This window comes from Bacteroides sp. 90-K9/2 (assembly GCF_047310725.1).
Classification (GTDB): domain Bacteria; phylum Bacteroidota; class Bacteroidia; order Bacteroidales; family Bacteroidaceae; genus Bacteroides; species Bacteroides vicugnae.
The window spans coordinates 174743-190623 of record NZ_JBCGVL010000001.1; the positions used below are offsets into that span (position 1 = coordinate 174743).

Consider the following 15881-nt stretch of genomic DNA (forward strand, 5'->3'; position numbering starts at 1 on the left):
GATAAAGCTATGCTTTGTCTGTTGCAAAGCATAGCTCTATTATATTCTTCTTTATTGTCCCGGATTATACTCCGATATATAGGAAGGAAAAAAGGTCTTACCCCTATTTATTTCTTTTCTTGGGCCTTTTTTTCTGCGTTTCGCTTATTCACATAATCCTTGAACATCTGACGCCAGTTACGACCGTGCTCATTGAAATACTGTTCGCATTTGGTTTTATAAATTTCGAAGATAGCAGAGATCTGCTTCATATTCTTATAGTCAATAGCCTGTTCGCGAGCCAGCTTCAACTGTTCCAGGATGTAAGCAGTTTCCTCCTCTGTCATATTGGGCACAATGGCCTGATAACCTTTCAAGGTAAAAGCAACTTTACCTACCGTATATTTATCGAGGATTTGTTCTATCTGTTCTTCAGTCAATACTCTGCGTAACTCTTTCATTAGCCTTTCATGTACTTCTTTCGGCATAGCAGAATCTGCAATCATTTCACGGTCGAGCTTGGAAAGCGGCTTGCCTGTAAGAGGATTGATACCCTCGGGAATTGTTGTATAGGGATGCTCATTGTGCCAGTCGCGAACTTTACGAAGATGGTTATAAATAGCTGTTGCCGCAAAACCTGCCTTTTTCTCATCATCCAACTTTAAAGAAGCTACCCAGTCCATAGCTTTCTTTTCAAGAGAAGCATCTGATTTTAAATCAGCAAAGGCCTTCTTGTCAAAATAGGCGGCTACCTTGTCAAATGACCGGATGGCATCTTCGGGAAGCAAAGCTCCTTTTTCTCCAAAACTATACATCGCAGATTCCGGTTCAATGGTAACTTTGCTTTCGTCCAGCATCTTTTTGTCCAACTTGAACACGTCTGCGAAGAAATCATAAACAGCATTCCGTTTGTTCGGACCAAAGTCATGTTTCTCCTTGGGAAGATGTACATTCGTTACTTTGTCTTTCGCGTTATATAATCCATAGATTCGTTGCAAATAAGGAAATTCAAGAGTAGGAACACTAGCCGTCCAGTCGCCACCATCAGATACAACGAGTTGTGGACGAGGGGCAAAAGTAGCAGCTAGCTCCGCATTACAGGTTCCTCCCGCAGAAAGTTGAATGGGCATTCCGCTTTCACACGGACAGCCACCGTCAAAGTGAGAAGCAAGGCTCACCACCGGAGCAGAAGCTGTAAAACGGCCATCTAATACACTCAACAAAACAGTATGAGTGCCCCCTCCAGAACCACCATTTGTACCGATACGACTGGTATCAATATCCTTACGGGAAGCAAGCATAGACTCAAGAATCAACAAGCCATTCATTGCCTGAATAGTGTGCGCCGCACTACTACGATGTGCCGCACTGCCAACTTGTAAAGCCGACTCTCCCCATCCGAACAAATCATAATCCACACAAATAGCTCCCATACGTGCTAAAGTGCCCATACGTTGTTGCTGGTCCTCGCGATAACGTCCGCCACCAAAATGTCCGTTAGGACAAATAATCAAGGCATGTTTTCCTTTTGATTGAGGTGTGTAGATAGAACCGCAAACATATAAGCCGGGAAGTGTTTCAAGTGCAAAATTCTGCACTGTATAGCCATCAAATTTACGTATCTTCGAAAGAATAGGTTTGGATTTAACACATTGAGCTAGTAAAGTATCGATACCTAAACGCTGACGCACTTCTTTTTTCAAAGAATCAGCACGAAGTTCAAAAGCCTGTCGATCCGCATAAAGAGTATTCAGATAAGCCAGCATCTTTTCTCCGTCTGCATCCGTACGACGTGGATACTCATACGCTTTTAGCTTATACATATTTCCTTTCTGTTTGACAAATTTATAATCGAAAGGGGCCAATACATTCGTCAGGGATTCTTCTACAGAATAAGGACGAATACGAAAGTCGGCATAAGGCAGTACTTTTCCTACCGTATCAATATCATATTTCAGACGGACTCCGAAACGGTTTTGAATATCCGTCAGTACTTCATTCAAGGGACGGGCAAATTCCGTCTCGTATGTTTGTGTCTGCGCTTCAGCCGAAAGAGATGCAGCAAGAAGCATGGTAAAAAGGATTCGTTTCATTTTTAATTATTTGATTCTAAGTAAGTCATCATAAAGATATCAGATGCAGAGCAAGATTACATTTTAATCTCTTCACCATTGACGATCACATCATCCATCGTGATACGCTCACAATTTTCGAAGATACATTTCTGTTTTCCTCCCTGAATATGAATATCACGCAAAACAATGTCAGATATCGGTGCTTCTTCCAAACCCACCATTTTGATTGGAGTCTTTACATCTGTCACAGTCATTCCACTGATATGTACGTTACGGAAGATCGGAGTGCGTTCACTCTTTGGTTCCGCGGGCATTTTACTGTATTTCAAATTCAGCACGACCGCCTCCTGTTTAATATTGCTCATAACAACGTTGCTAACGCGAATGTCTTCAACAACTCCTCCCCTTCCACGGGTTGACTTGATGCGGATTCCACGATCCGTTCCGTCAAATACGCAATTGGAAATAGTCACTTTACGCACACTCCCACTCATCTCACTGCCGATAACAACGCCTCCATGGCCCGAAAGCATGGTACAGTTGGTTATGGTGATATTTTCGCAAGGTACTCCCAAACGACGGGCCTGCGCATCTCTTCCGGACTTGATGGTTATGCAATCGTCCCCCACTGATATATGGCAGTCACTGATATGCACATTGCGGCAGGATTCCGGATTAACCCCGTCTGTATTTGGTGAAGGGGCATTATCAATAGTTATCCCCTTTATTATTACATTATCGCAAAATTCAGGATTCACCGTCCAGAAAGGAGAATTGATAATTTTCACTCCTTCAATCTTTACTTTCTTACAACGGACGGGCTGGATAAACGGAGGACGGAAAAAGCGACGCTGCAACGTAGTTACATAATCCTTATTCGTTTCAGCATAAATCGCTGTCGTATCGTTTGCCGCATCCCACATCGGCTGATATTTATTTATATCACGCATGCCGTTATCTTTCAAATCAATCATGACACGAAAGAACTCCATCCACCATTTCTTTCCCTGTCCGTCCAAAGTTCCTTCTCCTTTGATGGTAATATTCTCGGCATCTACCGCATAGATCAAAGGCTGGAAACTTTTCATCATCACTCCTTCATGACGAACTTCAACAAAAGGAAGATAGTCATCGAAGTTGTCAGAAAAGAGCAAAGTAGCTCCGGCTTCCAACTCCAGTGTTATGTTGCTTTTCAGATGAATACTTCCTGTCAGGTAAGTCCCGGCAGGAAAGAAAAGAGTACCTCCGCCACCACGGTTCAAACGATCAATCGTCGAATTGATTAGCTTTGTATTAAGAGCCTTACCATTTGCTTTTGCACCGGCCTTCAACATATCCACACGCTCGGCACGAAGAACTGTGGTTGCACAGAAGCAAAGAAAGACGAGAAGAATTGTCCGTAAATTCATAATCGATATTATTAAATTATATTTCATCATTGCCTTCTAAAAAATCATGAATACATTGTTTTTTTAATTCTACAAATATATGCAAAAGGTTCTTTCATTTTGCACAAACTAATTTATATGTTCCACTCTGTATCTCTTTGGGTTCTTTTTCTCCCGGAAGATAAACAACAGCTGTAGTATTCACTGGAACAGATATGTTTAAAGTGAAAGTTCCATTCTGGCTAGTCCAATCCACAACAATAGTACCATATAAAGTTTCATACGATGCTTTGACATATTTCAAATCTCCTACAGGCTGGGGAGCGATGATAAACTTTTGATAAGTAGTAGATGGACGAATACCGACCAGTGAATTAAAGAACCATTCATCAATCTGTCCCATCATAAAATGATTCCAGGAAGAACCTTGGCGGGGATCCCATTGCTCGGTTAAGGTGGTTGCACCGAATTTCAACTGGAAGCCATATCCGGGAGCTTCTTCGTGGTTGAACATCTTATAAATAAGTTCGTGCTGACCATTACGCGCCAGTGTCTGAATCAGATAGCGGTTACCCACATCACCGGTCGTTAAGCGATTGCCATGTGCTTCCACATCTTTAATCAGATTCATAAGTACTTTCTCATCCAACTTTGCATCCGGTTGATAACTGCCTTGTTCATCTGAATCCTGCGTCATCTGGAGGAATAACGGAAGTGCATTACTACATTGGCTCCCTGTACCATACTGTGCTGTCTCTTTATTGAGAAAACATTTATTAAATGCGGCAAGTATTTCATGTGCCAAAGAAGTATAATAATGAATGTCAAAGTCATTGCCAACCATTTTCGCAGCTTTTATTAGATACATTACTGTCATATAATAATGCGCGGTAGCCACCAGGGGAACCGGTGTGTTCCTAGAGAATCCGGCACGAAAATCTCCATAATCATACCAATCTCCCAAGCCGAAAGAAAGAATACCCATCTCTGCACGAGTCTTCAAATAATCCACATAACGGCGCATATTCGGATAATATCTCTTAATCAACGAGTCATCTCCATACGTCTCATAGTACATAAATGGGAAAATAACCAGAGAACCACCCCATTCCGGAGATTCGGCAAAAGCATCCATGCCCGGACCTTCAAAAACCACGTATTCCGGAGCAGTTGTCGGCATGGCACCGTTGGCATGTTGCGCATCTGCCATATTCTGCATAATCTGCGGAGCATAAGCTGTCAAATCATAGTTGTATAATAACCCAGGACCATTCAGATGCACCTGCTCCAGCCAGCCTAGTTTTTCACGATGCGGACAATCTGTAAACACAGACTGCATATTGCTACGCACTGCTTTTTCGATCAATCGATGGGCAGCATTAAATATCCGGTTGGATGATTCGAAAGTGGAAACTTTCTTAGCCGAATTAAATACGAAACAGGATTGAATATTCTTCAACACAGGCAACTTCTGCGGATTCTTTTGTCCTTTTAAGACAGCCCCCTCGACTTGAATATATCTAAAACCGTAATAAGAGAAACGAGGATGCCAGGTTTCGTCACCTTCACCTTTCAGTGTATATTCATAATAGTGTTGACGTCCCGTTTGTCGCTGACTACAGGCACCTTCATCCGTCAATGCTTCGGCTACAAGCAGAGTCACTTTCTGTCCACGTTTACCACGTACTGTTATTTCCGGAAAGCCAGCCAGATTTTGCCCCATATCCAACACGAAAGCAGAAGGATCGACAGTTCTTTTTGTCGATTTAGAAGCTGAAGCAACCTGTTCCGCATTTAGTTTGGTTACCTTTTGAATATCATATCGTTCCATGATTTTCACCGGAGGAGCCATCTGTGGACGTAGTATTCCTTTAGGAGCTTCCTGTATAACTACCGGACGCCAATGACTATCATCAAAGCCAACCTGATTCCATCCTTTTTGCTCACGACGTGCATCATAATCCTCACCTCCATATATGCAATTGAAGGTCACCGGACTAAAATCATATTTCCAGTCATTGTCAGAACGGAGTGTAGTAGATGTTCCGTCTTCGTAATTAATAACCAGTTCAAATAAAAGTGTAGGAGGCCCAAAACTTATCTGTAATTTGCGATAACGTCCTCCCTGCACATTATAGAATCCATTCCCCAATAAGATTCCCACAGCATTCTCACCATGCCGTAATTGTTCCGTTACATCATATGTGTTATAGTAAACAGTTTTATCATAATCACTCCACAGCGGAGCAAATTCACTGTTGCCCACTTTCTTGCCATTCAAAGAGAATTCATAGAATCCCAAGCCACAAACGTATGCGGTTGCCTCTACTATTTTCTTGCTTGATTGACGGTTTGTATTCCCTTCTGTTGTATCTCCCACCTGGAATGTTCTGCGCAAACAAATACTTTTCTTTGCTAAAGTATCCACTGCTTCCCAAGCTGCCTTTACCTCCGGTTTCTTCAACTCTCCACCGTGAAACTTGCGTCCTTCCGGCAAATGAGCATTCTGACGAGTGATAGCTCCAATCCATTTTCCTTCGGAAAGTCTTGAGGAAGCAGAGCGGAACTGTGCTTCACGGCTCCATTCAGAGGGTGCATCTGTCTCATCCCAAACACGAACACGCCAACTATAATTGAACGGATTATCAGGACGTATATCTGCCCCTTTTATAGAAACCAGCTGGCTCTGTGAAGAATAGACTTTTCCACTATTCCAAATTTGACGTCCTGTAAAAGCTTCCCGAATGTCTATTTCATAGGCTGATTGTCGTGTCCCGTTTTGAGGTGATTCCATCGCCCATCCCAAACGAGGTGCCCCCTCAACTACAACCAAACCTTCCTGCATTTCACAAGTAAGACGGCTGATTGTTATATTCTTCGCCTGCATGAAACATGGCAGACAAAGCAGTACTAAAAGAAAATAATTTCTAAAATTCATCTTTCATATATCTTTATTTGATAAACGATAAATCAGGCACGGATTACACGGATTTCACGGTTTTTAGAAATATGATCGCGTAAAGCTACAGCGTAATCCGTGTAATCCGTGCCTAAAATTTATCATTCAAGAACATTTGTACAAACGATTCTTGTCAATGTATCTGCATGACCGACTTCTTTACCATCCACAAAAATGCGTAAGCCTTTTCCACAATAATAACGATCGCCGTTCTTATCCCAAAGAATCGTCAGATTATGACCGTGATATAGTACATTATCCAAGCAGAACCAATCCCATTTGTCGGCAGGGATCAATGGATTTACTTCAATTGTATTATCCAGACGCGGACGAAGTCCAATCAGCCCTGTAATCATCAGATCGTTGAAAGTAGAATGATTATAGTAACGGCTACGTTCCTGATCCCCTTTCAACCAATAACCGGTCACTTCATCCAGATATTCGCCAATGTAAGGACGACCACGGTGATACTGTGATTCCACATACAATTCCATCTGACGGAAATATACACTGTCAGACAATACGGTCTGCGGATAATTATTCATAAAGTTAGCCATTGCTGTCAATGTCTGTGCAGAAGCAAACGGCCAGATAGCTCCGTCCCACTCACACTTACCCACTCCACGTGTACGGAATTCCGGATGACGACGTTCTGCAGTAGTTAATCCGTAAGGAGCAGAGAAACCTTTTTCATCCAGAATCTCTTTCCAGGCAACTTCATATTTCTTTGTCGTATCCGGCAGGTTGAAATACCAGGGAATATATCCGATTGCTTCACGGACATTTGCTGAAGAGTCTGTACGCATCGTTTCAAAAAACTGGTGACGGGTATTCCACAACTCATTTTCTACCAGATTTCTTAACGTGTCTGCTCTCATACCATATTTCATAGCCATCCCCTCGTCACCGGAAAGAATTCCCATACATGAAAGTGCTTTGGCATTGCCATACATATAACTATTGATTGTCGGGCGGGCATATTTTTTCTTCCGTCCACCACTGATAGATTCCTCCATACCATCCTGTACATCCCCCTGCCAGTACAATCCATTCTTCAAACGGTTCGTACGTTCCCAACGTTGATATTCAGTTTCCAGATCTTTTTTCATATCCAGCATAAAATCTTTATCCCCATCTACCATATAACGGGCCAATACAGCATCCGCATTCCATGAGCTGAACTTATCCATTTTCTTCATCGGACCGCCGTCATTGCCACGATACCATGTATGAATAATCTGATCCAGATATTTCGGGTCACGTAACCAACGGCTCTCATAAATATGATGTCCGATCGCACAAGCGATCAGGTTATATTTATCAGAATAGGAACGCTGAACGAGGAACTCCGTCATACCATATCCCACAGGAGTTTCTTTGATATGCTTACGCAATGACCACCAACGATAATAATACATCTCTTCAAAGTTATGTTGCGGACATTCAAACAAAGGAATATTTTCCTCCATCCATTCCGAGGCTTTTGCATTAGGAATTGCCTGAACGATGTTCTCATCTTCCATACTGTTGAAATAGTCGGCATAATGACTGAAGTCGGCATACTTTAAGAAAGCAGAAGACGCGTCTTTATCTGTAGAAGATGTTTTCACATTGGCAATACCATATTCTGTCAATGAGTCTTGTGCACCTGCATTCGGCAGATCATAAGTCTGATCGGCAGGAGTATCTACAGTCGGGAATGTACGAGGCGTACCAGTACGGAATACGATCCGTTCAATAGCAGCCACAGGTGCGTAGAACATACGCAGCCCTACTCTTTTACCATCTACATATACTTGAATATTACGATCGGCAGTAGAAAGGACCGCTTCTACATGATAAACCTTTCCTGCTTCATATTTCATCATGTTGGCAAACCGCGAGCCACCTTTCATTCGGAAAATTCCATTATCAGTAAGTTCCATACGGGAACATGCTATTCCGTTCTCATCCAGGAATTCAATCTGAAGGATGCCTTTATCATTTTGCCCGGCTTGCAAATCGAATGAGACTTTCAACTCTTTAGAAGCCGGTATTTTACGTTCCACTTTAGCATAATCAAACGGGTCTTTATCTTGCAGTTTCAGCCATTGACCTTCCAGAGAAACCGGAGCCCAAACCGGAGAATAAATATTCCAGTCAGTCAGTTCTGCAATTGATTTATTGTTTGAGAAATCATCGTCCGCATGTGCTGAAGCATTTATCTCTACCGGAACAGGAATGCGGGAAATCCACATATCTTCCTTATTCACACTGTAAGAAACCCATAAATCACCATCTGCAGGTATTCCATTACCTTCCTGAATACCACGTGGATATTGGGGACCGTATGATTTATAATTTCCTCCATAGCGCATGGGAGTGATTTCACCATGTACCAAATTTAATGTCTTATATTCCAATCCATCTTTACTCAAAGAGATGGCTAGCGGCCAACGAAATTCCGACGGATTATATACGGTAGCATACGTTCCGTCACTTAGACGTTGTCCCCAGATTTTTGCATTGCTATTGACAAAACCTTTTGCACGAAGCACCGGTTCCGCCCAGGTATGTCCGCCATCCTCACTGATAGAAGTAAGTGCGTGTTTCCAAAGACTGGCAATACGTCCATCCGGCAATGTATAGCAATTGAATGCTTTATATCCTTTCTTCAGCGGAATGATAGGATCTTCACGGTCGGCTTCTTCCACCCACTGCATCATATACAGCGGATTATCAAGAATTTCCTGACAAGCTTTTACAAACTCACGATCCTTACTTTTTTTAAAATATGGATAATCGGTATTCTTTTCATTAAATCCATGATTATAATAAATGAAATAGATCGGTCCGAAAGAGCCGTCTTTCTTTATTTCACGAACTACGCGGCCAATACCGTTTCCATCATTGGGGTCATCCTTTTTATCCAAAGCAACTCCATAATTCCCCATTGTAATCAGTTTGCCGGATTTAGAGACATAAAATCCAACACGTTGGTGCATAATGGCAATCAGATCTTTGGCCTGCACACCCGGACGAGACTCTTTGGTATATCCATCGGGCACTTTATAAGGAGGAAATACAATTTCCGGATTCGTCCAGTGATATCCATCCTTCGAAGTCATCAGAAAAGTCTGTGAAGGCGGTACGTGCTCATCAGAAGGATCTGCCAGATATTGATAGAAAAATTGCCCATTCCAATAAGCGAGCATCGGTTGGTGATTATAAGTCCATCCATTACCGTTCGAAGCATCCGGATGTTCGCGATTAGCACGCACCAATTGAATATTATGTACTCCGACTACCGGAGACAGTTGCCCGTCGTGATAAGCAGGATTCGATAATTCTTTTCCTGTATAATGGATTCTATCTTGTGCAAAGGCTGTAGTAGTCAACCATCCGGCAGCCAGTACAAAAAGAATTTTAGCAGAGTTGTTCATGATTTATTTCTGATTTTAAATTAGTTCCGGATTTATTTCTTTTCTTCCAGCAATGCCTTTACTACTGATTCCGGAGCTTTGAATATTGTTCCATGCTTATGCCCCACAGGGATGCTTACTTCTTCTGTTACGTCTGTAAAGTTCCGGAAATCCTTTGTACGCATAGCACCATATATTTTTTTCTTATACACATCAAAATAGATTAAATAATCATCGCCCAACTTCTCTACAGACGGTCCTTCTACAAAGGATTCTGTAAAAGGCTGTGATGCCGGCGAATAAGGTCCGGTCATAGAATCGGAAAAAGCGATTTTCAGATTGCGCTCCGGACGGGTATTATCCTTAAGCACCATGACATAGTCATTCTTCGCCCGTTTCACGATGACAGCATCAATGGTGCTGAATCCCGGGTCGTACAGAAGTTTTGCTTTCGAAACTGTCTTAAAATCTTTTGTAGTGATATAGTATAAACGATGATTGTTATTCTCTTCCTCTATCCCCTTTTCAAAACGCCCGGGGACACAAGAGGCCCATACAACCATAAACTGTTCACTCTCGTCGTCATAGAAAATCTCCGGAGCCCATACATTAATGGTAGTCGGTTCGTCTGCCATTACAGGAATCATCTGTTGCTCCGACCAATGAATCAGGTCTTTGGAATGTGCGTAACCAAATCCCAAATCGCCTTTCCAACTGGTAGTCCAGACCAAATGGTAGGTTCCATCCGGAGTGCGCACCATTGAAGGATCCCTCATTAGTTGATGCTGCCCCAATTCCGGTTTCAACCAGATTCCCGGAATACTGTCCCAATGTATTCCATCCTCACTATATAAGTATCTCAATCCCTCATCAGCCGGTTCATGAAATGAAGTGAACATATAGTAGTCTTTGTTACCTCCACAAGAAGCCAAAAACAGAAGACTTATTGCAGCTAATGTATTTCTTAACTTTTTCATTTCTATATTCTATAATTGTATCCTTTATACAGAGGAGACGATAATAAGTCTAATTTGTACTCAAATATAACAGAAGAATCATTAGATTCAAAATTTATATATGATAAAAGGGCGACTCTCCGAGCCACCCTTTCCACCATCAAACAAACTAACCATTTACAATGGGAAAGAATTTCGCTTCTTTTTATAGTATCTTATTTTTTTATTATAGAGAACCTCCACGGGCTTTTACACGTTTATACCATTCCTCACGTTCTTTCTTCAGATCATATCCACGTTTAGCCAGATAATTATTGATACGTCCTTTGTACTTTCCGAAAGCAGCATGTTTCTTGTTCGAATTTTCGGCATCCAATGCGAATTCACGTGCCTCTATCAGCCAAGCATATATCTGGGCTTTTTCTTCTTCTTTCAAAGTCGGAATCATGTCCAGATGTGAGTCATAAGTCACTTTCACCACTCCATAAGTCATGCCATCCTTCACTGCCTCTATTTGCTTTTCATCAAGAAAGAGGGATAAATCGGCAGGAAAAGCGAAATGTGAACGGTATAATGCCGCATCTTTTTCATTTTCGGCAGCTTTCAGTGCTTCATTTTTAGCATCACCAGTCAACCCTGAATCTTTTACCTTCTTGACTTTTGCATCCCGTACTTCATAAATATCATTTAATTCGAAGTAACGATTGGCTATGATATTCCGAACGTCTTCGGCTATTTTCGCATCTGTAAGCCCAAGTTTATCAACGATCTTCTGTGACCGACCGACAATAGACTTCACATATTCAGGATCACGATTCTCTTTATTCAAGTCGACTGTCTGTGCGGACATCCAACCGGAAATAAAAAGCAATGATAGTATCAGTATCTTTTTCATTGATATTGTTTTTAAAGCAAGATGCCGAAAGAAAACTTGACCCCGGCACCTTACCTGCGATTACATTAATTTTCCTTTTTCAGCCAATGTATCGTAGTTGTTCTTCATATCTCTCCAATCTACTTTGTGCTTTGTGCTGATACCGTTGATATATTTTTCAATATTAGTATATCCGTCACCTGTACAATCCTTATTAGCATCACTCGGATCATTCGGATTCAAGCCATTGGCAATTTCCCATTCATCCGGCATACCGTCACCGTCTGTATCTACATAAGGAGTACCTTTATATTCAGGGAATCCACCCATCTGACGGATATCAGTAATAATACCCTGCTTATAAGAATCTTTAGGCAAACGACGATACTTAAATTGTCCGTCTTCACCCATTGATTTAGGAGACAGACCGGTTAGATCGCCATAAGCATCTTTCGGAAGTTTCTTTTCATAATAAGGGATGCCCGTTTTCACTTCTTCAATCACACGTTCATCTACAATATCACGACAAGGGATAGTTGCACCTGCATGTTTCAATACATAATCATAGGCATCATTTGCACCCATAATATTAATATACGGCATTTCAAACGGTTGATAGCTCCGTATGTTTTCAGTATACCCGTCAGTATTTGATTGGTCTTCAATCTGAATACCACCTTTCCAATTGTCTGCTGTAATGGCAGGATAACCTTCCATGATGTTTCCATCAGCATAAACTCGTCCGTAGACGTGATGATCCAGTTTGCTGCGTCCTGATTCCGGCTTCAAAATACGATGTCCTACATTAGAGTCTTTCGGTGTAGCAGGTCCCGGTTTGTAGTAGTTATTAATCATATTGAACATAGCGGTATTATCACCACCATCAGAAGAACGATGAACCCAGTTGAACACTACATTATTGACAAAGTTGAATATTCCATTCCAGCCAATAGAAGGGTTACGTCCTGCATTACTAGCCCATAGGTTACGGGCAAATGCACAGTTTTCACCTCCCAAAGTGCTACCAAATGCATGGTTGTATGTATCCAATGCTTTTGCAGAGATTGTATTCTGAATAGTCACATTTACAGTAGGAAGTTTTAAATCTTTGCTTTCATATTGACCTTCACTAGGATCATACATATGACGGTAGAAAGATATATTTTCATCCAACCCCCACGTACAAGAACAGTGGTCAATCATAATATTACCAACCGGATTTCCTCCGAAAGAGTCATCACGATGCCAAACCTTTGTTTCTCCACGGCGGAAACGCATATGGCGTACAACAACATCATGCGTATCTACCCAAAATGATTCGCCGGCAATGCAAACGCCATCACCGGGAGCTGTCTGTCCTGCAATAGTAACATAGGGAGCACGAACTATAATCGGAGACTCCAAACGGATAATACCTGCCACATTGAACACGATAATACGAGCGCCCCCTGTTTCACAAGCTTCACGGAAAGAACCGGGTCCACGATCATTCAAATTAGTCACAGTAATAACTTTACCGCCGCGACCACCGAAACTATACATACCGCCACCTTCTGCTCCAGGAAATGCCGGAATATTCGCTTGTGGCAAATCACATGGACGGCTAGCCCAAGGAATATAAGGACGTCCCTCCTTTGCTTCTTTCTGCACTATTGGCAGTGCCTTCGCCCATGCTTCATCAGAGCGCTTCCGCTCTTCAGTCATCATCTTTTTATAGTTTTCTTTGGCTTCGTCGGTTATTTGTGGGTATTGAGCCCATGCAACAGTCGGAGTCAACATTGCAGCAGCAAAAGCTGCTAATAATACATGTTTCTTCTTCATTTTTATTTGGTTTAGTGAAGTTGTTAATTCAAAAATACAATAATAAGACGAAAGAGAAAAAGATTTGTAATCAGTAGAGCAGAAATTATTATTCAAAATATGTTTTTCTACATAACTCAAATCTTTATAAAAGAATAACGTCTCTAATCCTCCTATTCAAGAGGTATTAGAAACGTTATTATATAAATTGGAGATTATGAACTTATTCTGCTAATGGATCGAAAGTACCATTAGCACCACCATTGTTATAATCTGCCCAACCAATAGTTTGTGGCAATGTTTGATTAGCTTTTTGAGCTCCTTCTGCAAAACCCAGGAAATAATACCGAGGAAGGAAATTCATATATTTCGGTGTATGATCAGTAGTATATGCATCTCCCTTCTTCATTTTACGTGTTAGATAAGTATTATAAAACTCAACTAACTTATTCTGTTGACTTGAAATATCCGCCTGTCTCAAATCTAATGCATCCGGACGTGTTACATCTTTTAATGGATCTGGATTTACCCCATTTATTTCCCACGATGTACCACCAAGTCCTTTACTCTCATGAGCGCTGCTTACACGGAATTCAAGATTATCGCGACGCTGTCCATTTAGTTGTTTAAACCCTAAATAAGTACAAGTATTTCCATTCCAACCAGATGGGAGCCATGTGTCAGGTGCTCCTTCTGCTCTTTCCGCACCACCATCAAACAACATCCAACGACGTAAGTCATCAAAACGTTTACCTTCATAAGCCAACTCAATCTGACGTTCATACAAGATGGCGGCAAAACATGCAGACTGATCACTTGACAAATTGGTTTGCAGGCCAAAATTATTTGCTGATGTATATCCCACACGAGCACGTATCTTCTTCAACTGTTCAACAGCTACTCCCATTTCACCGGCACCACATGCTGCTTCCGCATAATTCAACAACACTTCAGCATAACGAATTTCCAAATATGGACTACCACTAAATTTAAAGCCGTTTGCTTGGCTAAATTTGTATCTGGCATTTGAATTTACATCTAAATCATCCGAACGTTTACGTATATAAAAACCTTTGGCATTCGTCAACAGGTTATCTGCACCATATGTATTGGAACTACTAGCTTCCTCATTATCTCTATCATTTTCATTAGCATACCAAACATAGTTCCACAAATTATACTTATCTCCTGTATAAGGATTATTATTGCTTGAGTTCTTTGGATCACCACTGAAAGCCCAACGTACTCCCGGAAAAGCAAATGTCCTATAAAAACGAGGATCACGATTAGCAAACGGAACATTTTTATCATAAACGATAGAAGATTGCTCTAATGTAGTATAAGTATTGCATGTAGAAGGTCTCTTACCATCAGCCATAGGGAACATATCAACCATCATGGCTGAAGGAGTTTTACCACCTCCTCCCATAGCATTTGATGGTCGAATACCATGTTCCCATGAATTATTTTTGCTAAAATCAGGTACTCCCCCCGTCGCTATGTCATTATACAACGTTACAAATACCGCTTCTGTATTACCATCAACCATAGAAAATACATTCGCCCAGCCTGAAGCATTCGTTCCGACATTACTTTCATTAACTAAACCATAGCCACAAGCATTTATTCTAGGTAGATCAGTCGTAATTTCATTATAAGCTTTCCTCCAGCGTTCTACGTCATTTTTACGATTAAACAGTGGACTTGCATATAACAAAAGAGCCCGTCCTTTCAATGCAAGTGCTGTACCAGAAGTAACACGTCCAAAATCGCTAGAAGGCCATCCGCCATTTTCTGTAAATGAAGCAAGTAACTGTGCAGAACGTTCCAAGTCTCCACAAATAAAATCAATACAAGCTTTTGTCGTAGAACGAGGAACAATAGCTCCTGCCACTGGCTCCTGCACTTCCGTAATTATGGGCACTCCACCATACCACTTCACTAAATTATAGTAACACCATGCACGAAAGAAATAGACCTGTCCTAATAGTTCATTCTTTTCTTCTTCTGAAAGAGTACTATTCTCTATACCATAAATAACATCATTGCAATTACGAATACGCCCCCAAACACTTGCCTGAATATTATTACCACTATTATGGAAATAATCAGGAACCGTATTATTTCCACTTTGGCTAGTCATCGGAGCATCAGGATCTACAAATGATCCAAACCCACTGTACTCTTCTGTAGACTTAGATTGGAGATCAGCTGCTCCTGTACTGTTATATTTCCAGCTTGGTTCTGAACTCGTATTAGGCAAGCACCAAGCATATATATCATCCACACGTGCCTTTGCGCCACTAAATGTATTATATGTACTTGCATCAACATAATCGTAATTTTTTTTATCTTGTAGAAACTCATCACTACATGAAGTGAAAGTGCCTATTGCCATTAAAGCAACACTGAAAGCTATTATATTTTTTCTTTTCATCGCTATTTCTTT

General features: G+C 41.3%; 8 protein-coding genes. All 8 read right to left on the minus strand.

Features of this window, described 5'->3' with window-relative positions:
• Nucleotides 1-107: 107 nt before the first annotated feature.
• Nucleotides 108-2072, minus strand: coding sequence for a DUF3826 domain-containing protein (locus tag AAHJ11_RS00565; protein ID WP_298044585.1), 1965 nt, complete (start codon nt 2070-2072; stop codon nt 108-110).
• Nucleotides 2073-2128: 56 nt separating this feature from the next.
• Nucleotides 2129-3463 carry a glycoside hydrolase family 28 protein gene (locus tag AAHJ11_RS00570; RefSeq protein WP_195650378.1) on the minus strand — a complete coding sequence of 445 codons (1335 nt, stop codon included), beginning with the start codon at nt 3461-3463 and terminating at the stop codon, nt 2129-2131.
• Nucleotides 3464-3557: 94 nt separating this feature from the next.
• Nucleotides 3558-6380, minus strand: a complete 2823-nt coding sequence (locus AAHJ11_RS00575) for a glycoside hydrolase family 78 protein (protein WP_413578896.1) — start codon at nt 6378-6380, stop codon at nt 3558-3560.
• A gap of 122 nt (nt 6381-6502) precedes the next feature.
• Nucleotides 6503-9823: an MGH1-like glycoside hydrolase domain-containing protein gene (locus AAHJ11_RS00580; RefSeq protein WP_148366778.1), complete on the minus strand. Its 3321-nt coding sequence runs from the start codon at nt 9821-9823 to the stop codon at nt 6503-6505.
• Nucleotides 9824-9855: 32 nt separating this feature from the next.
• Entirely contained in the window at nt 9856-10779 is a 924-nt protein-coding gene (locus tag AAHJ11_RS00585) for a glycoside hydrolase family 43 protein (protein WP_167511862.1), read from the minus strand.
• Nucleotides 10780-10984: 205 nt separating this feature from the next.
• Complete coding sequence (locus AAHJ11_RS00590; protein ID WP_148366779.1) at nt 10985-11653, minus strand: DUF3826 domain-containing protein; 669 nt, start codon at nt 11651-11653, stop codon at nt 10985-10987.
• 60 nt (nt 11654-11713) lie between these two features.
• A complete protein-coding gene (locus AAHJ11_RS00595) occupies nt 11714-13453 on the minus strand; it encodes a polysaccharide lyase (RefSeq protein ID WP_413578899.1) in 1740 nt (579 codons plus the stop codon).
• A gap of 202 nt (nt 13454-13655) precedes the next feature.
• Nucleotides 13656-15869, minus strand: a complete 2214-nt coding sequence (locus tag AAHJ11_RS00600) for a RagB/SusD family nutrient uptake outer membrane protein (protein WP_195650374.1) — start codon at nt 15867-15869, stop codon at nt 13656-13658.
• Nucleotides 15870-15881 lie beyond the last annotated feature (12 nt).